Source organism: Geodermatophilus sp. SYSU D00684, assembly GCF_054050455.1.
This window is the reverse complement of the sequence record NZ_JBJGZI010000001.1, coordinates 201479-224746: the sequence shown is the minus strand read 5'-3', so window position 1 is coordinate 224746 and position 23268 is coordinate 201479. Positions and strand designations below refer to the sequence as shown.

Annotated in this window: 19 protein-coding genes; 14 read left to right on the top strand and 5 right to left on the bottom strand. The window is 76.5% G+C overall.

Annotated features, from left to right (window positions below; all coding sequences use genetic code 11):
• Nucleotides 1–3: 3 nt before the first annotated feature.
• Both ACI79L_RS01090 and ACI79L_RS01085 read right to left on the bottom strand, forming a co-directional pair.
• Complete coding sequence (locus ACI79L_RS01090; RefSeq protein ID WP_456934994.1) at nucleotides 4–1836, bottom strand: SCO7613 C-terminal domain-containing membrane protein; 1833 nt, start codon at nucleotides 1834–1836, stop codon at nucleotides 4–6.
• A 46-nt stretch (nucleotides 1837–1882) separates the two neighbouring features.
• Nucleotides 1883–3649 carry an SCO7613 C-terminal domain-containing membrane protein gene (locus tag ACI79L_RS01085; protein WP_456934993.1) on the bottom strand — a complete coding sequence of 589 codons (1767 nt, stop codon included), beginning with the start codon at nucleotides 3647–3649 and terminating at the stop codon, nucleotides 1883–1885.
• 508 nt (nucleotides 3650–4157) lie between these two features.
• Between ACI79L_RS01085 and ACI79L_RS01080 the strand changes: the two genes are divergently transcribed.
• The 7 genes from ACI79L_RS01080 to ACI79L_RS01050 all read left to right on the top strand — a co-directional run bounded on the left by ACI79L_RS01080 (nucleotide 4158) and on the right by ACI79L_RS01050 (nucleotide 10529).
• A complete protein-coding gene (locus ACI79L_RS01080; RefSeq protein WP_456934992.1) occupies nucleotides 4158–5759 on the top strand; it encodes an ABC-F family ATP-binding cassette domain-containing protein in 1602 nt (533 codons plus the stop codon).
• Between the two features lie 162 nt (nucleotides 5760–5921).
• Complete coding sequence (locus ACI79L_RS01075; RefSeq protein WP_387992902.1) at nucleotides 5922–6149, top strand: helix-turn-helix domain-containing protein; 228 nt, start codon at nucleotides 5922–5924, stop codon at nucleotides 6147–6149.
• Nucleotides 6146–6928, top strand: coding sequence for an enoyl-CoA hydratase/isomerase family protein (locus ACI79L_RS01070; RefSeq protein ID WP_456934991.1), 783 nt, complete (start codon nucleotides 6146–6148; stop codon nucleotides 6926–6928). The genes ACI79L_RS01075 and ACI79L_RS01070 overlap by 4 nt, the downstream gene beginning before the upstream one ends.
• Before the next feature lie 76 nt (nucleotides 6929–7004).
• On the top strand, nucleotides 7005–8897 hold the full coding sequence (locus ACI79L_RS01065; protein WP_456934990.1) for an ABC transporter ATP-binding protein: 1893 nt from the start codon (nucleotides 7005–7007) through the stop codon (nucleotides 8895–8897).
• A 43-nt stretch (nucleotides 8898–8940) separates the two neighbouring features.
• Nucleotides 8941–9408: an SgcJ/EcaC family oxidoreductase gene (locus ACI79L_RS01060; protein ID WP_456934989.1), complete on the top strand. Its 468-nt coding sequence runs from the start codon at nucleotides 8941–8943 to the stop codon at nucleotides 9406–9408.
• The gene (locus tag ACI79L_RS01055; protein WP_456934988.1) at nucleotides 9405–10232 is read left to right on the top strand and encodes a sulfurtransferase; all 828 of its coding nucleotides are present in this window, start codon (nucleotides 9405–9407) and stop codon (nucleotides 10230–10232) included. The genes ACI79L_RS01060 and ACI79L_RS01055 overlap by 4 nt, the downstream gene beginning before the upstream one ends.
• 18 nt (nucleotides 10233–10250) lie before the next feature.
• Nucleotides 10251–10529, top strand: a complete 279-nt coding sequence (locus ACI79L_RS01050) for a hypothetical protein (protein ID WP_456934987.1) — start codon at nucleotides 10251–10253, stop codon at nucleotides 10527–10529.
• A 6-nt stretch (nucleotides 10530–10535) separates the two neighbouring features.
• Here ACI79L_RS01050 and ACI79L_RS01045 read toward each other — a convergent pair whose 3' ends face one another.
• The 3 genes from ACI79L_RS01045 to ACI79L_RS01035 form a co-directional block, all read right to left on the bottom strand.
• On the bottom strand, nucleotides 10536–11210 hold the full coding sequence (locus ACI79L_RS01045; protein WP_456934986.1) for a sirohydrochlorin chelatase: 675 nt from the start codon (nucleotides 11208–11210) through the stop codon (nucleotides 10536–10538).
• 125 nt (nucleotides 11211–11335) lie between these two features.
• Entirely contained in the window at nucleotides 11336–12091 is a 756-nt protein-coding gene (locus ACI79L_RS01040) for an SDR family oxidoreductase (protein WP_456934985.1), read from the bottom strand.
• An 18-nt stretch (nucleotides 12092–12109) separates the two neighbouring features.
• Entirely contained in the window at nucleotides 12110–14935 is a 2826-nt protein-coding gene (locus ACI79L_RS01035) for an aconitate hydratase (RefSeq protein WP_456934984.1), read from the bottom strand.
• A 252-nt stretch (nucleotides 14936–15187) separates the two neighbouring features.
• On the opposite strand from ACI79L_RS01035, the gene ACI79L_RS01030 reads away from it, so the two are divergent.
• The 7 genes from ACI79L_RS01030 (at nucleotide 15188) to ACI79L_RS01000 (ending at nucleotide 23260) form a co-directional block, all read left to right on the top strand.
• Nucleotides 15188–15946, top strand: a complete 759-nt coding sequence (locus tag ACI79L_RS01030) for an SIR2 family NAD-dependent protein deacylase (RefSeq protein ID WP_456934983.1) — start codon at nucleotides 15188–15190, stop codon at nucleotides 15944–15946.
• A gap of 64 nt (nucleotides 15947–16010) precedes the next feature.
• Nucleotides 16011–16439, top strand: coding sequence for a DUF1772 domain-containing protein (locus ACI79L_RS01025; protein WP_456934982.1), 429 nt, complete (start codon nucleotides 16011–16013; stop codon nucleotides 16437–16439).
• A gap of 65 nt (nucleotides 16440–16504) precedes the next feature.
• Nucleotides 16505–18043 (top strand): AMP-binding protein, encoded by a 1539-nt coding sequence (locus ACI79L_RS01020; RefSeq protein ID WP_456934981.1) that lies wholly within the window; start codon nucleotides 16505–16507, stop codon nucleotides 18041–18043.
• 146 nt (nucleotides 18044–18189) lie between these two features.
• On the top strand, nucleotides 18190–19620 hold the full coding sequence (locus ACI79L_RS01015; protein ID WP_456934980.1) for a C40 family peptidase: 1431 nt from the start codon (nucleotides 18190–18192) through the stop codon (nucleotides 19618–19620).
• 313 nt (nucleotides 19621–19933) lie between these two features.
• Complete coding sequence (locus ACI79L_RS01010; RefSeq protein WP_456934979.1) at nucleotides 19934–21253, top strand: AAA family ATPase; 1320 nt, start codon at nucleotides 19934–19936, stop codon at nucleotides 21251–21253.
• Nucleotides 21250–22269 carry a DUF58 domain-containing protein gene (locus tag ACI79L_RS01005; RefSeq protein ID WP_456934978.1) on the top strand — a complete coding sequence of 340 codons (1020 nt, stop codon included), beginning with the start codon at nucleotides 21250–21252 and terminating at the stop codon, nucleotides 22267–22269. The genes ACI79L_RS01010 and ACI79L_RS01005 overlap by 4 nt, the downstream gene beginning before the upstream one ends.
• Before the next feature lie 31 nt (nucleotides 22270–22300).
• Entirely contained in the window at nucleotides 22301–23260 is a 960-nt protein-coding gene (locus tag ACI79L_RS01000; protein ID WP_456934977.1) for a VWA domain-containing protein, read from the top strand.
• The last annotated feature ends 8 nt before the right edge of the window (nucleotides 23261–23268 follow it).

Genomic DNA, 23268 nt, shown 5'->3' with positions numbered 1-23268 from the left:
GCCTCAGCGCATCTCCGACAGGCGCGCGCCGAAGCCCGCGACCGGGCGCAGCTCGCGGCGGGCGCCGAGGGCCAGCAGGCCCGCGCCGGCGACGAGGACCCCGGCCAGCGGCAGCGGCAGGGCCTCGACCGCGAGCCCGGCACCGAGCGCGACCGCCGTCGCCGCGCCGACGACCAGCGGCGCCCGCACCGCGGTGCGGGCACCGAGCGCCATGACCGCGGCGGCGGCGAGGAGCACCAGCAGCGGGCGCAGCGCGCCGGGCTGCACCACCGCGGCCGCCGCCGACGGCGCCGCCGCGGCCACCAGCCCCGGACCCCACGCCGGCCAGGACGGGCCGTCGACCAGGCGCGGCCCCGCCGCCACCAGCAGCGCCGCGGCGGCCGGCAGGCTCCACGCCTCGACCACGGCGGTGCCGCTCAGCGCGGCCAGCGTCCACCCCGCCGCGCCCAGCTCCACCGCACCGGTGCGCCAGGCCGCCTCCGCCTCGCGCCCGCGGCCCGCTGCCGCCGCCCAGGCGCAGGTGAGCACCCCCTGCACGGCCAGGTGCAACGCCAGCAGCCCCCACGCCGCGGCGATGGCGAGCACGGCGAGCGCGGCGCCCGCGCAGACGGCGCCGACCGTGCCGGTGGGGCCGCGGACGTCGGCGGCCAGCCCGGGCCGGGCGGCCGGCGTCACGGCGAACAGCCCGGTGAGCGCCGCGGCGGCCGCGCCGGGGGAGAGCAGCCCCGCCGGCACCGCGAGCAGCGCCGCCGCGGCGAGGCAGCCGACGGCCGCGGGCAGCGCCTGGGCCCGCTCGTCCCGCCGGGCCGCCGCGACACCGGCCGCGGGCAGCGCGGTCAGCACCAGCAGCGCCACCAGCGCCGGCCAGCGCGCGGCCGCGACCAGCTGGGCCACCGCCGGCACGACCAGGACGAGCCCCGCGGCGGTCGCGGCGGGCAGCAGCAGGCCGCGGCGCCAGCCGGTCAGCGCGGCTGCGGCGACGCCGGCGAGCAGCACGCCGAGCCAGCCCGCGAGCGGGAGCGGGACCGGCCCGTCGGTGGACAGCGCCGCGCCCACCGCTCCGCCGGCGACCAGGCCCGCGACCCCGGGCACCAGCCGCGGCGGCCCGAGCAGCGGCTCGACCGCGCGCTCCAGCCGCACGACCAGCAGCCCGGCCGCCGCGGCGACGGTCAGGCCGGCCGCGACCCAGCGGGCGGCGCCGGCGCCGGTGGCCGCGGTGACCAGCCCGCCGGCCACCCCGGCGGCCAACCACGGCGCGGTGGTGACCAGGGCGACGCGGGCCAGCGGGCGGCGCGCCGTCAGCGTGACCGCGAGCCCGGCCAGCGCGACGCCGAGCAGCAGCGCGGTGCGCGGCACCCCCGCGGGCACGAGGGCCAGCGACCGCAGGGCCGCCACCTGCAGCGCCAGCCACGCGCCGAGCGGCCAGCTCAGCGGCCGGGGGAGCAGCACCCGCAGGCTGAGCAGCACCACGGCCAGGCCCAGCGCCGGCAGCGGCCCGCCGTCGGAGGCGCGGTCCCCGTCGGCGGCGCCGGTCAGCGCGAGCGCGGCCGCGGCGGCCGCGCAGGCCTCCTCGGTGCTGCGCAGCCGGGCGCGGGCGGCCGCCGCCGCGGCGCACGCGGCGATCACCGCCAGCAGCAGGACGCCGATCCGGGCGACGCCGCCGACCAGCGACGGCCCGGCCAGCGCCGCGGCCACCAGCAGGACCACGCCGACGCCGAGGATGACCTGCGGCGGCCGCAGCCGGGCCGGCAGCGAGGGGAGGGGCGGGCCGGGGTCGACGGCGGCGGTCCCCGGTGGGCCCGCGTAGGGCAGTGGCGGCAGCGGCGCGCCCGTCATCGCCGTCCCCCCTCGCGCCCGGCCGTCGGGCCCACGCTAGGGGCGGTCAGCGCATCTGCGCGACCCAGGCCACCGCCTCCCGCGCCTGCTGCCGGCGCCGCTCGTAGGTGGCCCCGACGACCAGCAGCAGCAGGCCCGCGGTGGCCAGCGTGACCCAGCGCGGCACCAGCGGCGCGTAGGGCGCCAGCCGGCCCAGCGCCACCACCAGCAGGGCGCCGGCCCCGACGACGAACGGCGCCTGCCGGTGGGTGAGCGCCCCGCCGACCGTCAGCCCGGCCGCCGCGGCGACCACCCCCACCAGCCGCAGCGGCGCCGGGTCGGCCACGGCGACCACCGCCGACGGCAGCACCGCCACGGCCACCGCGGCGCCCTCGGCGGCCCAGGACGCGGCCCCGGTGCGCAGGGCCGGGACCGCGAGCAGCAGCAGGCCCGCCGCGGCCGGCAGCGTGTAGACCTCCGGCGTGCGGATCTCCGCGCCCGCCGCGGCGATCCACACCGCGAGCACCAGGTCGGCCACCGCGAGGACGGCGGCGAGGCGGCGCCGGGCGACGACGGCGTAGCAGCCGGCCGCCGCCCCGACCACCGCGAGGTCGATCGCGACCTGCCCCCACGCCCCGGCGCTGCCGGCGGTGATCCCGGCGGCCACGGCGAGGACCGCGCCGGTGCCCGCGGCGGCGGCCTCCTCGGGCCGCGCGGCACGGGCCGTGGCGACGGCGAACGCGGCGGCGGCGACGAGGGCGAGCAGCAGGCCGGCGCCCGCGGGGGACAGCAGCCCGGCCCCGGCGGCGATCAGGACGGCACCGCCGGGGGCGGCCAGCGCGGCCGCGGTCGCCGCGGCGCGGACCCCGGGGCGCAGCACCGCGGCGAGGCCGGCCGGGACGGCGGCGGCCAGGACCAGCAGGGCCAGCGGCGCGGGGTGCTCGCCGTCGGCGAGGACGCCGGTGCCGGCCGCGGTGAGCACGCCACCACCCGCGAGCAGCGCCGCCGGCACCGGTCCGGCCACCGACGGCGGCGCGGCGGCGGTGAGCAGCACCAGGCCCAGCCCGCCCGCCGCGACGGTCCCGGCCACACCGAGCCCGCTCAGCGACCCGGCCAGGGCCAGGGCCGCGACCCCCGCCGCGCCGGCCGCGGCGGCGCGCGGCTCCGGCAGGAACGGCGCCAGCCGCGGCTCCCGCAGCAGGGCGCCGGCGACGGCCGCGGCCACCACCAGGACGGCGGTGGCGACCCAGCCGTCGACCGTGCCGCCGTCCCAGGCCAGCGGCACGCCGAGCAGCACGCCGGCGCCCCCGGTCAAGGCGCCCAGGCCGAGCGCGACCTGCTGCAGCGCCGGGCGCAGCACCAGCAGCGCCAGGACGTCGACCAGCGCGGTGGCGAGCAGGACCGCGACCCCGGCGGCGCCCTCGGCCGGCCCGAGGGGCAGCAGCAGCCAGCCGGCCGGCTGGGCGGCGAGCAGGGCGACCAGCGGCCAGGTGACCGTGCTGCGCGTGCCGCGGCCGAGGGCCAGGGCCCCTCCCGCCACGACGACGCAGGACAGCCCGCCCCACAGCCGGGGCGGCACGGCGTCGGCGCCCCACAGGCCGAGCGCGTGCGCGGCGGCGAGGTCGACGGCGAGCAGCGCGGCCCCGGCGCCGGCCAGGGCCTCCTCGGTGGCCCGCAGGCCGCGGCGGGCGCTCCACGCCGAGGTCGCGCAGGCGGCGGCGGTGACCGTGGCCATGACCGCGGCCTGGAAGGTGACGCCCAGCCGGGTCCAGGCCACCGCCACGAACGCGATCGCCGCGGCGACCACGAGCAGCGCCCCCAGGCCCAGCAGCACCTGCTGCGGGCTCAGCCGCCGCCGCGGGGACGGCCACGGAAGCGGCGGGGGGACGGGCGGCACCGGCGGCGGAGGCGCCCACGCCGGAGCCGGAGCCGGGACGGGAGCCGGAGCCGGAGCCGGCGACGGAGACGGAGACGGAGCCGGAGACGGGACGGGGGCCGGGCCCGGGGCCGCCGCGCGGAGGGTGGCCACCAGGGCGTCCCGCTCGCGGGCGAACTCGTCGATGGTCGCGCCGAGCCGGGCCACCACGGTGGCCGCCTGCGCGACGGCGGGCAGGCCGCAGGTCCCGCAGGGCGCCGGGGCGGGCGCGGCCGGCGTGCCGCAGACGGGACAGGGCAGACCCCAGGAGGGCCCGGACCAGGAGGGATCGGTCACGAGCGGATGGTGACCCGCCGCGGGCGCCGGCGGTAGTGATCTCGCCCGGAGTGTGGAGGGACGGTCGTGCCGTGGACGTCACCCGGCAATCCGCTCCGGTTCCGGGACGACAGGGCCTACCCTGGGATCAGTGATCACGACGACCGGCCTCGAACTGCGCGCCGGCGCCCGCATCCTCCTCAGCGACGTCAGCCTGCGCGTGCAGCCGGGCGACCGCATCGGTCTGGTCGGGCGCAACGGCGCCGGCAAGACCACCACGCTCACCACGCTCGCCGGTGAGCGCCTGCCGCACGCCGGCAAGGTCGAGGTGACCGGCGAGATCGGCTACCTCCCGCAGGACCCGCGCAGCGGCGACCTCGACATCACCGCCAGCGACCGCGTGCTGTCCGGCCGCGGCCTCGACGTCCTCAAGGCGCAGCTGGTCAAGGCGCAGGTCGCCATGGCCGAGCCCGCCGACGACGCCGAGCGCGACCGCGCCGTCCGCCGGTACGGGCGGCTCGAGGACCAGTTCGCGGCGCTGGGCGGGTACGCCGCCGAGAGCGACGCCGCGCGCATCTGCACCGCCCTCGGCCTGCCCGACCGGGTCATGGGCCAGCCGCTGCGCACCCTGTCCGGCGGTCAGCGGCGGCGCGTGGAGCTCGCCCGCATCCTGTTCTCCGACGCCGAGACGCTGCTGCTCGACGAGCCCACGAACCACCTCGACGCCGACTCGATCGCCTGGCTCAAGACCTTCCTCGCCGCGCACAGGGGCGGGCTGATCGTCATCAGCCACGACGTCGAGCTGCTCGACGCCGTCGTCAACAAGGTGTGGCACCTCGACGCCAACCGGGCCACCGTCGACGTCTACAACCTCGGCTGGAAGCCCTACCTCGCCCAGCGGGAGACCGACGAGCGGCGCCGCAAGCAGGAGCGGGCCAACACCGAGCGCAAGATCGACGCGCTGACGGCGCAGGCGGACAAGATGCGCGCCAAGGCCACCAAGGCCCGGGCCGCGCAGAGCATGGACAAGCGCGCCGCGCGGCTGGCCGCCGGGCTGGACGAGGTCCGCGTCCAGGACCGGGTGGCCAGGCTCCGGTTCCCCACGCCGGCGCCGTGCGGGCGGACCCCGCTCACCGCGGAGGGGCTGTCCAAGAGCTACGGCTCGCTCGAGGTGTTCACCGACGTCGACCTCGCCGTCGACCGGGGCGCGCGGGTCGTCGTCCTCGGGCTCAACGGGGCGGGCAAGACGACGCTGCTGCGGATGCTGGCCGGCACCGAGGCCCCCGACACCGGCCAGGTGCAGCCGGGCCACGGGCTCCGGATCGGCTACTACGCGCAGGAGCACGAGACGCTCGACCACGACCGCTCGCTGCTGGAGAACATGCGCGCGGCGGCGCCGCAGAGCACCGACACCGAGCTGCGGCGCATCCTCGGCGCCTTCCTGTTCTCCGGCGACGCCGCCGACCAGCGCGCCGGCACGCTGTCCGGCGGGGAGAAGACCCGGCTGGCGATGGCCACGCTCGTCGTCTCCGGCGCCAACGTGCTGCTGCTCGACGAGCCGACCAACAACCTCGACCCCGCCAGCCGCGAGCAGGTGCTCGACGCGCTGCGCACCTACGCCGGCGCGATCGTGCTGGTCACGCACGACGAGGGCGCGGTCCGCGCGCTCGACCCGGACAAGGTCATCCTCCTGCCCGACGGCACCGAGGACGCCTGGAGCGAGGACCTCGCCGACCTCGTCGAGCTCGCCTGAGGCGGCCCTCGCCGGGAAGTTGTCGTTCGCGTGGCCGAGCCGCGCGGGCTGGGTGATCATCGGTGCGGGAGGCCGGCGTCACGGGGACGGCGGCACCACGCGAGCCAGCACCGACCGGGCCGGCCCCCTCGCCGGCCTCGGCGGCTGCGACGGAGGGGAGTCATGGCCGACTCGAGCACGGACCTCGGCAAGGGCAAGCGCATCACCGGTGGGGACCGCACCACCCTCGCCGACGAGCTGAAGAAGCGGTACGACGGCGGGGAGAGCATCCGCTCCCTGGCGACCTCGACCAACCGGTCCTACGGGTTCGTGCACCGGCTCCTGTCGGAGTCCGGTGCCACGCTGCGCAGCCGTGGCGGGGCGAACCGGAACAGCAAGAAGACCGCGTGACGGCGGCCGACGCCGACGGCTGGGTCCACACCGGCCGGGACGGCGCCGTCCTGACCGTCACGCTCGACCGACCCGACCAGCTCAACGCCCAGACGCCGGCCACCTGGGCGGCGCTGGCGTCCGTGGGTGCCTCGCTCGACGACGACGTCCGGGTGGTCGTCGTGCGGGGCAGCGGCCGCTCCTTCTCCGCGGGCCTGGACCGCAGCCTGTTCGGTGCCGACCCGTCCACGCCCGGCGGGCTCGGCGAGCTGGGCACGATGCCGGCCGAGCTCGCGCAGGAGCGGATCCGCGGGTACCAGGCCGGCTTCCGGTGGCTGCGCTCGCCGGGGATCGTCTCGGTGGCCGCGGTGCAGGGCCACGCGATCGGCGCCGGCGCCCAGCTGGCGCTCGCCTGCGACCTGCGGGTGATGACCGACGACGCGTCGCTGCGGCTCCCCGAGGCGACGCTCGGCCTCGTCCCCGACCTCACCGGCACCAGCACGCTGGCGGAGCTGGTGGGCTACGCGCGGGCGATGGAGGTCTGCGTGACCGGCCGGCCGGTGCCGGCGGCGGAGGCGCTGGCGTGGGGGATCGCGAACGCCGTCGTCCCGGCCGCGGAGCTGGACGAGGCGGTCGCGACGCTGGTCGCCGCGCTCACCGCGCCGCCGGCGGGGGCGGTCCGGGAGACCGCGGCGCTGGTGCGCTCGGCCGTGCGCAACCCCCCGGAGACGCAGGACGCGGCCGAGCGGGCCGCGCAGTCCCGGCGGCTGGCCGAGCTGGCGGGGCTCGCCCGCCGCTGAGGGATCCGGAACAGGAGGGGACCGGCCGCTGTTGTGCCTGCGGCCGGTCCCCGTCCGGTCGTGAGGAGGTCGTGTCGTGAGCAGTCCCATGACCTCCATGGCGGCGATGCGCTCGTTCCGCCGGGACCCGTCGGTCACCTCGCGGCCGCTGCCCAAGGGCACGGTGCGCCGCATCCTCGGCGTCGCCCGGCCCTACCGGCGCGAGCTCACCTTCTTCCTGCTGCTGGTGGTCGGCTCCTCGGTCATCGGCGTGCTCACCCCGCTGCTGGCCGGCGACATCGTCAACCGGATCGCCCGCCTCGACGGCACCGCCGGCGGCATCGTCCGCATCGCGCTGTTCATCGCGGGCCTGGCGGTGCTCGACGCCGCGATCTCGGTGGCCACCCGCTGGTACTCCGCCCGGATCGGCGAGGGCGTCATCTACGACCTGCGCAGCCGGGTGTTCGAGCACGTGCAGCGGATGCCGGTCGCGTTCTTCACCCGCACCCAGACCGGCGCGCTGGTCAGCCGGCTCAACAACGACGTCGTCGGCGCGCAGCAGGCGTTCACCTCGACGCTGTCCGGCGTCGTCTCCAACGTGATCGGCCTGGTGCTCACCGCCGGCGTCATGTTCACGCTGTCCTGGCAGATCACCCTGCTCTCGCTGGTGATGGTGCCGCTGTTCGTGCTGCCAGCACGGCGCATCGGCAAGCGGCTGCAGGAGATCACCCGGGAGTCCTACGGGCTCAACGCGTCGATGAACGCGACGATGACCGAGCGGTTCAACGTCGCCGGGGCGCTGCTGGTCAAGCTGTTCGGCCGGCCCGACACCGAGGCCGAGAGCTTCCGCGGCCGCGCGGCGCGGGTGCGCGACATCGGCGTCCTGTCGGCCATGTACGGCCGCACCTTCTTCACCGCGCTGACGCTGGTGGCGGCGCTGGCCACCGCGCTGGTCTACGGCCTGGGCGGCTGGCTGGCCTTCGACGGGTCGCTGTCGCCGGGCGACGTCGTCGCGCTGGCGCTGCTGCTGTCGCGGCTGTACGGGCCGCTGACCGCCCTGTCCAACGTCCGGGTCGACGTCATGAGCGCGATGGTCAGCTTCGACCGGGTCTTCGAGGTGCTCGACCTCGCGCCGATGATCGCCGAGGCGCCGGACGCCGTCCCGGTGCCGGCCGGCGACCGGTCGATCGAGTTCGACGCCGTCTCCTTCAGCTACCCGGCCGCCACCGACGTGTCGCTGGCCTCGCTCGAGGACGTGTCCCTGCCCGAGCACGGCGGCCCGACGGCGGTGCTGCACGACGTGTCGTTCCGGGTCGAGCCCGGGCAGATGGTGGCGCTGGTCGGGCACTCGGGCGCCGGCAAGTCGACGATCGTCAACCTGGTGCCGCGGCTGTACGACGTCACCGGCGGCGCGGTGCGGGTCGGCGGGCTCGACGTCCGCGAGGCGACGCTGGCCTCGCTGCGCGACGCGATCGGCGTCGTCAGCCAGGACGCGCACCTGTTCCACGACACGATCCGCGCCAACCTGCTCTACGCCCGCCCCGACGCCACCGAGGAGCAGCTGTGGGCGGCGCTGACCGGCGCGCGGATCGCCGCGCTCATCGCGGCGCTGCCCGACGGCCTGGACACCGTCGTCGGCGACCGCGGCTACCGGCTCTCGGGTGGGGAGAAACAGCGGCTGGCGATCGCGCGGGTGCTGCTCAAGGCGCCGGGGATCGTCATCCTCGACGAGGCGACCGCGCACCTGGACAGCGAGTCCGAGGTGGCGGTGCAGCACGCCCTGGACACCGCGCTGACCGGCCGGACGGCGCTGGTGATCGCGCACCGGCTGTCCACGATCCGCAGCGCCGACCAGATCCTCGTGGTCGACGACGGTCGCATCGTGGAGTCGGGCACTCACGAGGAGTTGCTGGCACTCGGGGGCCGCTACGCCGACCTCTACCGGACCCAGTTCGCCGACGGCGAGCGTCGGACGGTCGGCGCGGCGTAGCAACTAGCGTTCCTCCTGCCCCATCTGCACCAGGAGGAGCTCCGTGACGTCCGCGCACCCGTACGACGCCCAGATCCGCGCCCTCTACGCCGACTTCGTCGACGGCTGGAACCGGCGCAGCGGCGCGGCGGTGGCCGCCGTCTTCGCCGACGACGGCGACATGGTCGGCTACGACGGGACGTCGGTGAGCGGCCGGTTGTCCATCGCCTCGGACCTGCGGCGGGTGTTCGGCAGCCACCCGACGGCGACCTACGTGGCCGTGGTCCGCTCCGTGCGCGCCGTGACCGACGGCGTGGCCGTGCTGCACGCGCACTCCGGGATGATCCCGCCGGGCGAGGACGACGTGGACCCGGGGCTGCACAGCATCCACACCCTCGTCGCCGTCGACGAGGGCGGCGGGCGGTGGAAGACCACCCTGTTCCAGGCGACGCCGGCCGCGTGGCTGGGCCGCCGCGACGCCCGGGACGCGCTGACCCAGGAGCTGCGCGGGCTGCTCGCCACCGCCCGGTGACGGTCCTCGTCGGCGCCGCGGAGCTGCTCGCGGCGCCGTCCCGGCCGGTGCTGCTCGACGTCCGGTGGGCGCTGGGCGACCCGCACGGCCGCGAGCGGTACCTGGCCGGTCACCTGCCGGGCGCGGTGTTCGTCGACCTGGAGACCGAGCTGTCCGCGCTGCCGTCGGCCGCCGGGGGCCGGCACCCGCTGCCGCCGGTGGCCGCGCTGCAGGCCGCGGCGCGGCGGTGGGGGATCGGCCGCGGGGCGTCCGTCGTGGCCTACGACGCCACCGGTGGGCAGGCCGCCGCGCGGGCGTGGTGGCTGCTGCGCTGGGGCGGGCTGACCGGCGTCCGGCTGCTCGACGGCGGCCTGGACGCGTGGGTCGCCGCGGGCGGGGCGCTGGAGACCGGCGACGTCGTCCCGGCGCCCGGCGACGTGGTGCTGACCGGCGGCGGCATGCCGACGCTCACCGCCGACGAGGCCGCGGCGCTGCCGGCACGCGGCGGGGTGCTGCTCGACGCCCGGGCCGGCGAGCGCTACCGCGGCGAGCGCGAGCCGGTGGACCCGCGGGCCGGGCACGTGCCAGGCGCGGTGAGCGCGCCGACGGGGGAGAACCTGCGGGCGGACGGCCGGTTCCGGACCGACCTGGCCGACCGGTTCGCCGCGCTCGGCGTGCGGCCGGGGACGGCGGTCGGCGTCTACTGCGGCTCGGGCGTGACCGCCGCGCACGAGGTGGCCGCGCTGGCCGAGGCCGGCATCGCGGCGGCGCTGTGGCCGGGCTCGTGGTCGCAGTGGTCGGCCGACCCGTCCCGCCCGGCGGCGACCGGACCGGACCCGGGCTGACGCCTGCATACTGCCGCCGTGCCTCCCGACACCGCCCGCCGCGGAGGACCGCTGGTCCTCGCCGGGCTGGCCGGGCTCGCGCACCTGGTCGTCGGCTGGTTCTACCTGGCCGGCGGCCTGGTGGTCCCCGGTCCGGTGCTCGTCCCGCTGTGGCTGGCCTGGCTCGCCGCGGCGGTGCTGCTCGTTCGGCTGGCGGTCCGCCGCTCCTGGTGGACGCCGGTGGTCCCGGTGGCGGCCGCGCTGCTCTTCGTCGCCGTCCTGGTGGCCGGCGAGCGGTGGCTCGGCTGGACCGCCTGAGCGCGCTCAGCCGACGGCGGCGTCGTAGCGGTCGAGCAGGACGGCGGCGATGCGCTCGTCCGGCAGCAGGGGAGCGGTGACGACGTCGGCGCCGGCCTCGGCCAGCCTGCCGTGGAAGTGGCCGGGCGCGAGCAGGTAGGAGGCGACGACGACCCGCTCGGCGCCGGCCTTGCGCGCGGCGGCGACCGCGTCGGCGACGGGGGGCTGCGCGGCGGAGCCGTAGCCGGTGGTCACCGGGCCGGCCCAGGAGCGCTGCAGCAGGTCGGCGGTGTCCTCGACGTCGGCCACCGACCGCGGGTCGCTGGAGCCCGCGGCGGCCAGCACCACCGCGGTGAGCGGGTCGCGCGGGTCGGCGCCGGCCTCGGCCAGCCGGTCGGAGAGGACGTCGGCCAGCCGTGGGTCGGGGCCCAGCGGGCGGGCGGCGACGGCGGACTCGTGCGCGGCCACGGCGCCCGCGATGTCGACGTGCACGTGGTAGCCGCCGGACAGCAGCAGCGGCACGACGACGGCCGGCCGCCCGTCGGCGGCGAGCCCCGCGACGACGTCGACCACCGTGGGCGGCTGCACGTCGACGAAGGCCGCCGTCGTGACCAGGCCCGGGCGCAGCCGGCGCGCGGCCAGGGCCAGCTCGGCGACCAGCCGGCGCCCGGTGGGGTTGCGGGTGCCGTGGGCGCAGGCCACCAGGACGTGGCCTGCTCGCAGGGGCCCGCCGCGAGCGTCGATCGGCCCCCTCGCAGGGTCCCGTCGCGAGCCTGCGAGTGACGGGGGGCGAGGGGGTCCTTCTCGGGGGGCGAGGGGGTCCTTCATCACGGAGTGCGCAGGACGCCGCCGTCGACCGCCACCATCGTGCCCGTGACGTAACTGGCGGCGGGGGAGAGCAGGAAGGCCGCCACCCGGCCGAACTCGTCGGGTTCGCCCACGCGGCGCAGCGGGATGCCGGCCTCGGTGCGCGCCCGCATCGCCGCCGGGTCCCCGGAGGCGGCCTCGATGTCGGTGATCCGGTCGGTGGCGATGGTGCCGGGCATCAGCCCGACCACCCGGATCCCGCGCGGGCCGAGCTCGTCGGCCAGCGCCTTCGCGGTCATGGCCAGGCCTGGGCGCAGCGCGTTGGAGATGGCCAGGTGCCCGATCGGCTGGCGCACCGACGTCGACAGCACGAAGCCGATCGCCGCCCCCGCGGACAGGTGCGGCTCCAGCGCCCGGACCAGCCGCAGCGGGCCGAGCAGCACACTGTCGACGGCGTCCCGCCAGTCGTCCTCCGCCGTCCGGAGGACCGTGCCCGGCGCCGGTCCGCCGACGGAGACCAGCACGCCGTCGACCCGGCCGAGCACCTCCAGTGCGCGCTCGACGAGCAGGTCCGCGGCGCCGGGGTCGGCGAGGTCGGCGGCCACCCCGGACGCGCCGTCGCCCAGCTCCGCCACGGCCGCGGAGACCGACTCGGCGGAGCGGGAGCTGACCAGGACGCGGGCCCCGTCGGCGACGAGGGCCCGGGCGGTCGCCAGGCCCAGCCCCCGGCTCGCGCCGGTGAGCAGGTACCCGCGACCGCCCAGGCCCAGGTCCATCGGGGGATCAGCCTCCGATCAGGCGTTGCGCAGCGAGCGGAGGACGTACTGCATGATCCCGCCGTTGCGGTAGTAGTTCGCCTCGCCCGGGGTGTCGATGCGGACGCGGGCGTCGAACTCCACGTCCCCGGCCTTCACCTTCACCGTGCGCGGGGTCTCGCCGTCGTTGAGGGCGGTGATGCCGGTGATGGTGAACTCCTCGTCGCCGGTCAGGCCGAGGGACTCGCGGTTCTCGCCCTCGGGGAACTGCAGCGGCAGGACGCCCATGCCGATGAGGTTGGAGCGGTGGATCCGCTCGTAGCTCTCGGCGATGACCGCCTTGACGCCGAGCAGCGCCGTCCCCTTGGCCGCCCAGTCGCGCGACGACCCCGAGCCGTACTCCTTGCCGGCCAGCACGACCAGCGGGACGCCGGCCTGCTGGTAGGCCTGCGACGCCTCGTAGATGCTCGTCGTCTCGCCGGTCAGGTGGTTCTTGGTGACGCCGCCCTCGGTGCCGGGCACCAGCTGGTTGCGCAGCCGGATGTTGGCGAAGGTGCCGCGGATCATGACCTCGTGGTTCCCGCGGCGGGAGCCGTAGGAGTTGAAGTCGCGCCGCTCCACGCCGTGCTCGCGCAGGTACTTCCCGGCCGGGCTGTCGGCCTTGATCGACCCCGCGGGCGAGATGTGGTCGGTGGTCACCGAGTCGCCGAGCACCGCCAGCGTCCGCGCGCCGGTGATGTCCTGCACCGGGGCGGGCTGGTCCTGCATGCCCTCGAAGTACGGGGGCTTGCGGACGTAGGTGCTCTCGGCGTCCCACGAGAAGGTGTCACCGGTGGGCGTGGGCAGGTTCTGCCACTGCTCGGTGCCGGCGAAGACGTCCTCGTAGCTGCGGCCGAACTGCTCGGCGGAGACCGACTCGTCGATGACCCGCTGGACCTCCTGCGGCGAGGGCCAGATGTCGCGCAGGTACACGTCCTGCCCGTCCTTGCCCGTGCCCAGCGGCTCGGTGGTGATGTCGACGTCCATGGAGCCGGCCAGCGCGTAGGCGATGACCAGCGGCGGGCTGGCCAGGTAGTTCATCTTGACGTCGGGGTTGATCCGGCCCTCGAAGTTCCGGTTGCCCGACAGCACCGAGACGACGGCGAGGTCGGCCTCGTTGACCGCAGCCGACACCGGCTCCGGCAGCGGGCCGGAGTTGCCGATGCAGGTGGTGCAGCCGTAGCCGACCAGGAAGAAGCCGAGCTTCTCCAGGTACGGGGTGAGGCCGGACTTCTCGTAGTAGTCGGTGACGACCTTCGAGCCGGGCGCCAGCGTCGTCTTGACCCAGGGCTTGGTCTGCAGGCCGGCCTCGACGGCCTTCTTCGCCAGCAGCGCCGCCCCGAGCATCACCTGCGGGTTGGAGGTGTTGGTGCAGGAGGTGATCGCGGCGATCACGACGTGGCCGTGGTCGACGAAGGACTCCGTGCCGTCCTCGAGCACCACGCGGGTGGGCTTGGAGGTGCGGTCGGCCACCGGGCCGGGGACGACGTGGTGCGGCTTGCCGGCGTCGCCGTTGTCGTGCGCGAACGGGCTGGCCGGGTCCGACGCCGGGAAGGTCTCCTCGACCGACTCGTCGACGCTGGAGCCGGAGCTCGCGGCGTCGTCGTCGTCCTCCTGCATCTCGTCGACCGGCGCGTAGGTGGGCAGCGCCTCGCGGAAGGAGGCCTTGGCGTCGGTGAGCGCGACCCGGTCCTGCGGCCGCTTCGGGCCGGCGATCGAGGGGACGACGGTGGACAGGTCCAGCTCGAGGTACTCGGAGAAGGCCGGCTCGCGCGACGGGTCGTGCCAGAGGCCCTGCTCCTTGGCGTAGGCCTCGACCAGCGCCACCTGCGCCGGCGAGCGGCCGGTGAGCTTCAGGTAGGTGATGGTCTCCTCGTCGATGGGGAACATCGCCGCGGTCGAGCCGAACTCCGGGCTCATGTTGCCGATCGTGGCGCGGTTGGCCAGCGGCACCGCGGAGACGCCCTCGCCGTAGAACTCGACGAACTTCCCGACGACGCCGTGCTGGCGCAGCATCTCGGTGATCGTGAGGACGAGGTCGGTGGCGGTGGAGCCCTCGGGCAGCTCGCCGGTCAGCTTGAAGCCGACCACGCGCGGGATGAGCATCGACACCGGCTGGCCGAGCATCGCGGCCTCGGCCTCGATGCCGCCGACGCCCCAGCCGAGCACGCCCAGGCCGTTGACCATCGTGGTGTGCGAGTCGGTGCCCACGCAGGTGTCCGGGTAGGCGACGACGCGGTCGCCCTCCTGGCGCGGGAACACCACGCGGGCCAGGTGCTCGATGTTGACCTGGTGGACGATGCCCATGCCCGGGGGGACGACCTTGAAGTCGTCGAAGGCGCCCTGGCCCCAGCGCAGGAACTGGTAGCGCTCGCCGTTGCGCTGGTACTCGATCTCGACGTTGCGCTCGAACGAGTCCGGCGTGCCGAAGACGTCGGCGATGACCGAGTGGTCGATGACCAGCTCGGCCGGCGCGAGCGGGTTGATCTTGTTCGGGTCGCCGCCGAGCTCCGCCATGGCCTCGCGCATGGTGGCGAGGTCGACGATGCAGGGGACGCCGGTGAAGTCCTGCATGACCACGCGGGCCGGGGTGAACTGGATCTCCTGGTCGGGCTCCGCCGACGGGTCCCAGTTCGCCAGCGCCCGGATGTGGTCGGCGGTGATGTCCGCGCCGTCCTCGGTGCGCAGCAGGTTCTCGAGCAGGACCTTCAGGCTGAAGGGGAGCCGGTCCGCGCCCTCGACCGCGTCGAGCCGGTAGATGTCGTAGTCGGTGCCGTCGACGCTGAGCGTCGCCCGGGCCCCGAAGCTGTCCTTGCTGGCTGCCACTGCTTGCGCCTCACCCTCGAGAGTCCATCGGGCTTGAATGCCACCCCCCATCATCCCAGCCGCCTGCGGAGACGCACTGGTGAGGCGACCCTTCCCTCACCGGGGGACGTCGCTCGCACCGGCGGTGTGCCCAGATGATCAGGTGGCCTGATCGCGCCGCGTCCCGGCTCACGGTGGGCGGTGGGCCAGGACGCGCGGAGGTGGGCCCAGCTGATCGTGCGCGGGCCGCCCGGGGCTCCCTACGGTGGGCGCGTGACCGGCGCCGTCCCCGACCCGCTGCCCGCCTGGCTGGCGCTGGCCCGGCGGGTCACCGTCCTGACCGGGGCGGGAGTCTCCACCGACAGCGGCATCCCCGACTACCGCGGCCCGGGCGGGGTGTGGACCCGGGACCCGGACGCCGAGAAGCTCGTGACGCTGTCCTACTACGTCGCCGACCCGGAGATCCGGCGCAAGGCGTGGCGCATGCGCGCGGACGTGCGGGCGGCCACGATCGCCCCGAACGCGGGGCACCGGGCGCTGGCCGACCTGGAGCGGCAGGGCCGGCTGCGGGCGCTGCTCACCCAGAACGTCGACGGGCTGCACCAGGCCGCCGGGTCCTCGCCGCGGGCGGTGCTCGAGCTGCACGGCACGGTGCACGCGGTCGAGTGCCTGTCCTGCGGGGACCGGACGTCGATGGACGAGGCGCTGGCCCGCATCGACGCCGGGGACCCCGACCCGGCCTGCACCGTCTGCGGCGGCATCCTCAAGTCCGCGACGGTGAGCTTCGGGCAGGCCCTCGACGAGCGGGTCCTCGATGCCGCGGCGCAGGCCGCCGCCGACTGCGACGTCTTCCTCGCCGTCGGCACCTCGCTGGTCGTGTACCCGGTGGCCGGGCTGGTCGAGCTCGCCGCCGCGCACGGCGCGCGGGTGGTCATCGTCAACGCCGAGCCGACGCCCTACGACGGGCTGGCCGACCTCGTGGTCCGCGAGCCGATCTCGACGGCGCTGCCGCGGCTGCTGGGGACGGCGTGACCCGCGCCGGGCTCGGGGCGCGCCACCGGGCGCCGGTGCCGGGCGAGCTGCCGACGACGCGGCGGTGACCCTGCTCGTCGTCCACCTGGCGCTGACGGCGGCCTACGCCGGCTTCCAGTGGACCGTGCGGGCGCTGGTCTACCCGCAGTTCGCGCAGGTGCCGGCCGCCGCGTTCCCGGCCTACGAGCGGGCGCACCAGCGGCGGGTCTCCCGGGTCGTGGGCCCGCTGTTCGCCGGGCAGGGCGTCACCACGCTGTGGCTGCTGGCCGCCCGGCCCGACGGCGTCCCGCTGCTGCCGGTGCTCGTGGGCGGCGCCTGCCTGGCCGTCGTCCTCGGTGTCACCGCGCTGCTCGCCGTGCCGCTGCACCGGCGGCTGGGGGCGGGGTTCGACGCCGGCGCGTTCGGCCGGCTGCTGCGGGCGGACACCGTGCGGGCGCTGGCCGCCACGTGCGGCACGGTCGCGGCCGGGTGGCTGCTGCTCGTCAGCGGCTAGCGTGACCCCGACCACGTCGAGCGGCTGACCGGCGCGCCGGCAGCCCTGGCCACCGGGAGCCCGGCATGCGCGTGCCCCTCACCACCCGCGACTTCCTCGACCGCGCCGAGCTGGTCTACGGCGACCGCGTCGGCGTCGTGGACGAACCGGACCAGCCCGCACCGTCGGTGGGGGAGGTGACCTGGCGCGAGGTGGCCCGCCGCGGCCGCGCGCTGCAGGCCGGCCTCGACGCGCTCGGCGTGGGGGAGGGCGAGCGGATCGCGATCGTCAGCCACAACGCCGCCCGGCTGCTCGAGGTGCTGCTCGCCGTGCCGTCGTCGGGGCGGGTGGCGGTGCCGGTCAACTTCCGGCTCAACCCCGAGGAGGTCTCCTACATCGTCGGGCACTGCGGCGCGCGGGTGCTCATGGTCGACCCCGAGCTGGAGGCGAGCCTCAAGGGCGTCGAGGCCGAGCACCGGTTCTCCACCGGCGAGGAGTACGAGCAGCTGCTGGCGTTCGACGCCGAGCCGCGGGCGTGGAGCGAGCCCGACGAGGACGCCACCGCCACGATCAACTACACGAGCGGGACGACGGCGCGGCCCAAGGGCGTGCAGATGACCCACCGCAACATCTGGGTCAACGCGGTCACCTTCGGCATGCACATGCAGGTCAGCGACCGCGACGTCTACATGCACACGCTGCCGATGTTCCACTGCAACGGCTGGGGCCTGCCGTACACGATGGCCGGCGTCGGCGCCCGCCAGGTGGTGCTGCGCAAGGTGGACGGCGCGGAGATCCTGCGCCGGGTCGAGCGGCACGGCGTGACGATGATGTCCGGCGCGCCGGCGGTGTGGAACGCCGTCCTCGAGGCCGCCGCCGACTGGGACGGCGAGGTCCCCGGCCGCGACCGGGTGCGGATCGTCGTGGCCGGGGCGCCGCCGCCGTCGCGGACCATCGCCCGCGTGGAGGCCGAGCTCGGCTGGGAGTTCAACCAGATCTACGGCCTCACCGAGACCGCGCCGCTGCTGACGATCAACCGGCCGCGCGCCGAGTACGACGACCTCGACCCCGAGGAGCGAGCGAAGCGGCTGTCGCGGGCCGGCGTCCCGGCGATCGGCACCCGCATCGCGGTGAGCGAGTCCGGGGAGGTGCTGGCGCAGGGCAACACCGTGCTCGCCGGCTACTGGGAGAACCCCGACGCCTCCGCCGAGGCGCTCGACGGCGGCTGGTTCCACACCGGCGACGGCGGCAGCCTCGACGACGGCGGCTACCTCACGATCTCCGACCGCAAGAAGGACGTGATCATCACCGGCGGCGAGAACGTCTCCTCGATCGAGGTCGAGGACGCCGTCTTCAGCCACCCCGCCGTCGCCGAGGTCGCCGTCATCGGCATCCCCGACGAGAAGTGGGGCGAGCTGGTGACCGCGCTGGTGGTGCTCGCCGAGGGCGAGACGGCGACCGAGGCGGAGATCATCGCCCACTGCCGGTCCCGGCTGGCCGGCTACAAGGCGCCCAAGCGGGTCGAGTTCCGCGACGAGCTGGCCCGCACCGCCACCGGCAAGATCCAGAAGTTCAAGCTGCGCGAGCCGTTCTGGTCGGAGACCGGCGGCCGCCAGGTGAACTGATCGCCCACCCCTTGGGGGGAGATCCGCCCGCCTGACCCTCCGGAGGTCACCCGGACCGGTCGACAACCGGTCCGGGTGGCGCCCGCACGGGCGCCCGGAGACCAGCGCCCGGCCTGCGACGCCGGCGCACCGGGAGGGGTCGGCACGTGGGTACGGGCACGCGACATCACCGCTGGGCGGTCCGGGCTGCCGGCACGGCGATCGCCGGGCTGGTCGTCCTCGGGCTGACGCCCGGCACCGCCACGGCGGCGCCCAGCGACGCCGAGATCGCCGCGGCCGAGGCCGCCCGCGACGCCGCCGCCGCGCAGGTCGGCGTGCTCAGCGCCCAGCTGGCGCAGGCCGAGGCCGCCGCCGCGGAGGCGCACCAGGCCGCGCAGATCGCGCTGCAGGACTACGAGGAGACCCAGGCCGCCTACGAGGCCGCCCGCGCGGCCGCCGACGCCGCCGCGGCCGCCGCCGCGCAGGCCGACGCCGACCTCGCCGAGGGCCGCACCCAGGTCGCCCACCACGCCCGCACGGTCTACATGCAGGGCAGCACCGCGCCCGGCGCCACCGCGCTGCTGTCCGCCGCGGGTCCCGCCCAGCTGATCGAGCGCGCCGCGCTGCTCGAGGCGGCCGGCACCCACCGCGTCGACGTCGTCGCCGAGCTGACCGTGCTGCAGGAGCAGGCCACCCAGGCCCAGGAGCAGGCGCAGACGGCGTCCGTGCAGGCCGAGACGCTGCAGGAGCAGGCCGCGCAGGCGCTGGCCGGCGCGCAGGCGCAGGAGACCTCCGCCCGCGAGCAGACCGCGGCGCTCGCCGAGCAGCGCGACGCCGTCGCCGCGCAGGCCGAGGCCGCCGGGCAGCAGGTCGCGGGCATGCAGGCCGAGCAGGACGCCGCCGAGGCCGCCGCCGCTGCCGCGGCCGCGCAGGCCGCCGCGGCCGCCCGCCAGGCGGCGGCCGCCTCGGCGAGCCAGGCCGCACCCTCGCGCAGTTCCTCCGGCAGCTCCGCGTCGTCCTCGTCGTCGGGCCCGACCGCGAGCCGCCCGTCGTCCGGCGGGTCGTCCTCCTCCTCGGGTGGGTCGTCGTCGGGCGGGTCGTCCTCGGGTGGGTCGTCGTCGGGCGGGTCGTCGAGCAGCACCCCGACGCCGCCGGCCACCACGACGGCCGGCGCGCCCTCCGGCTCGGCGGTGCAGACGGCCATCGACGCGGCGCTGTCGCAGCGCGGCCTGCCCTACAGCTGGGGCGGTGGCGGCGCCAACGGCCCGTCCTACGGCATCCCGCCGGACACCCGCATCTACGGCTTCGACTGCTCGGGGCTGACCGAGTACGCCTACGCCCAGGCCGGCATCCGGATCGGCGGCACCAGCCGCGACCAGTGGTGGCTCAACCGGGGCAAGACCGTCGCCCGGGCCGACCTGCGCGCCGGTGACCTGGTCTTCTGGTCCAACGGCAGCTCGTACCTGGACATCTACCACGTGGCGCTGTACATCGGCGACGGCAAGGTGGTGCAGGCGCCGCAGAGCGGGGACGTCGTCCGGGTGTCGTCGATGTGGTTCGGCAGCGACTACTTCGGAGCCGTGCGGCCGACCGCCTGACGCGGAGAGATTGGGGCGTCGGGCAGCCACGGGGGGAGCTGCCCGACGCAGGAGTCACGCTAGCAGCAGGGGCCGCGGCGGTGCAGGGGGGAAGACCCGGCGCGCCGCGGCCTCTGTCGTCGTCCGGCGCGTCGCCCGGCGCGTCGCGCGGCGGCCGCCCGGCCGGCGTCCGGCGTGCCAGCGCGCACGACGGTCGGACTGCCAGCTCCGTGTAGGACACTGGCCCGCGGGACGGGCGAGAGGCCCCGTCACCGGCCCCCGTGTCGCTCCGCGACGCGTCCGGAGGCCGCGGACCGGCACGACAGGGAGCCCTGTGACCACCGCCGCCAGCACCCCGCTCGAGAAGCCCGCCGGCGCACCGGTGCCGCCCTCGGTGGACGCCGCGCTGCTGGAGCGCGCGCTGTTCGAGATCAAGCGGGTCATCGTCGGCCAGGACCGGCTGGTCGAGCGGATGCTGGTCGCCCTGCTCGCCCGCGGCCACGTGCTGCTCGAGGGCGTGCCCGGCGTCGCGAAGACGCTCGCGGTCGAGACGCTGGCCACCGTCGTCGGCGGGAGGTTCGCCCGCCTGCAGTTCACCCCCGACCTGGTGCCCGCCGACATCCTCGGCACGCGCATCTACAAGGCCGGGCAGGACGCCTTCGACACCGAGCTCGGCCCGGTGTTCGCCAACTTCGTCCTCACCGACGAGATCAACCGCGCGCCGGCGAAGGTGCAGTCGGCGCTGCTGGAGGTCATGGCCGAGCGGCAGGTCTCCATCGGCGGCGTGACCCACCCGCTGCCCGACCCGTTCCTCGTGCTGGCCACGCAGAACCCGATCGAGTCCGAGGGCGTCTACCCGCTGCCCGAGGCCCAGCGCGACCGCTTCCTCATGAAGGTGCTCGTCGACTACCCGACGCCGGAGGAGGAGCGCGAGATCATCTACCGGATGGGCGCCAACCCGCCGGTGCCCGAGACCGTCCTCGGCCCCGAGGACCTGCGCCGCATGCAGCGCACCGCCTCGCAGGTGTTCGTGCATCACGCGCTGGTCGACTACGTCGTCCGGCTCGTCGTCGCCACCCGCCAGCCGCGCGAGCACGGCATGGACGACGTCGCCTCCTGGGTCTCCTACGGCGCGAGCCCGCGCGCCTCGCTCGGCCTGATCGCCGCCAGCCGGGCGCTGGCGCTGGTCCGGGGCCGCGACTACGTGCTGCCGCAGGACGTCCTCGACGTCACCACCGACGTGCTGCGCCACCGGCTGGTGCTGTCCTACGACGCGCTGGCCGACGGCGTGCCCGCCGACCACGTGGTCAAGCGGATCCTGCAGACGGTGCCGCTGCCCCAGGTCACCCCGCGGCAGCGGGCCGGCGGCTTCGGCCCGGCCGCGCCGGGCGGCCCGCAGGTGCCGCCGCCCGGGGCGCCGCAGTACGGCCCGCCGCAGGGCGCTCCGCAGGGCCCCTACGGGCCCGGCTTCCCGCCCGCCGCGCAGCCCCGGCCCGGCGGCCCGGTCCCCAACGGCCAGCCGCCGCACGGCTCCTCCGCGCACGGCGCGTCCCCGCACGGCGCGTCCTCGCACGGCTCCGTCCCGCCCGGCAACGGCCAGGCGCCCCAGGGTCCCGGCGGCAACGGGCACGTCCCGGGGACCCCGCAGGCGTGAGACTGCGGCGCGGCCGGGCGCGGGCCGGGGAGGACCCGGCCGCGCCCGCTGACGAGCCCGACGCCGGCACGCCCGCTCTCGCGACGGCCGACCCCGACGGCGACCTGCCGCACTTCGGCGAGGGCCCGGCCGACGTGCTGCTGCAGCGGCTGGAGCTCACCGTCCGCCGGCGCCTGGACGGGCTGCTGCAGGGCGACCACCTCGGCCTGGTGCCCGGCTCGGGCAGCGAGGCCGGCGACTCCCGGACCTACCACCCCGGCGACGACGTCCGGCGCATGGACTGGCCGGTGACCGCCCGGACGCAGGTGCCGCACGTCCGCGAGACGATCGCCGACCGGGAGCTGGAGACGTGGGCGGTGGTCGACCTCTCGGCCAGCCTGGACTTCGGCACCGGCAACTGCGACAAGCGGGACCTCGCCATCGCCGGGCTCGCCGCGGTCAGCCACCTCACCGTGCGCGGCGGCAACCGGCTCGGCGCCGTCGTCACCACCGGCGAGCGGGTCGACCGGTACCCGGCGCAGGCCGGCCGGCTGGCCGCCGACCGGCTGCTGCGCGCCGTCGTCGCCACCCCGCGGGCCGCGACCGGCCGCCGCGGCGACCTCGCCGCCGCGCTGGAGGCGCTGCGCCGCCCGCCGCGCCGACGCGGGCTGGTGGTCGTCGTCTCCGACTTCCTCGGCGACCTGGACTGGGAGCGGCCGCTGCGCGGGTTGGGCGCCCGGCACGAGCTGCTGGCCATCGAGGTGGTCGACCCGCGCGAGCTGGAGCTGCCCGACGTCGGCCCGCTGACCGTCGTCGACCCGGAGACCGGGCAGACGCTCGAGGTGCCCACCGGTGACCCGCGCTTCCGTGCCCGCTTCGCCGAGGCCGCGGCCGAGCAGCGGCGGGCGATCGCCGCCTCGCTGCGCCGCGCCGGGGCCGGGCACCTGCAGCTGCGCACCGACCGCGACTGGGTGATGGACGTCGTCCGGTTCGTCGCCGACCGGCGGCGCGCCGGCAGCGGCGGGGCGTCCCGGTGAGCTCCCACCGCACCACAAGAGAGGCCCGCCCGTGAGTTTCCAGTCACCGCTGTGGCTGATCGCGCTCGTCCCCGTCGTCGCGCTGGCGGTGCTCTACGTCGTCCGCCAGCTGCGCCGCCGGGTGTACGCGGCGCGGTTCTCCCAGACCGGGCTGGCGCAGAGCCTGCTGCCCAAGCGGGCCGGCTGGGTGCGGCACGTCGCGTTCGGCCTGACGCTGACCGCGCTGCTGGGGCTGGTGCTGTCGCTGGCGCAGCCGAGCACCGAGGTCCGGGTGCCGCGGGAGACCGCGACCGTCGTCCTCGCGCTGGACGTCTCGCTGTCGATGCAGGCCGAGGACATCGAGCCCAGCCGGTTCGAGGCGATGAAGGCCGCCGCCAGCGACTTCGTCGACATCCTCCCGGAGCGGATCAACCTGGGGCTGGTGTCGTTCTCCGGCACCGCCTCGACGCTGGTGGCGCCGACCACCGACCGCGAGCAGGTGCGCGGCGCGATCCAGAACCTGGAGCTGTCGGAGGCGACGGCGATCGGCGAGGCGATCTTCACCTCGCTGACGACGATCACCACGTTCCAGTCGACGCTCGACGTCGAGGACCCCGAGCAGCTGCCGCCGGCGCGGATCCTGCTGCTGTCCGACGGCTACAACACCGTCGGCCGGGAGAACACGCAGGCGATCGCGGCGGCGCAGGCGGCCGAGGTGCCGGTGTCGACGATCGCGTTCGGCACCGACTACGGCTCGATCGAGATCGGCGGCGAGGTGACGCCGGTGCCGATCGACCGCGACGCGCTGCGGCAGATCGCCGACGAGACCGGCGGGCAGTACAACGAGGCGCGCAGCCGGGCCGAGCTCGAGGCGGTCTACGACGACCTGGGCAGCCAGATCGGCTACACCACCGAGCCGCGGGACGTCTCCTACTGGTTCGTCCGCGTCGCCACGCTGCTGCTGGCCGGCGGGCTGGGCCTGGCGGCCTGGCGCCTGCAGCGCCTGTTCTGAACGGCGAC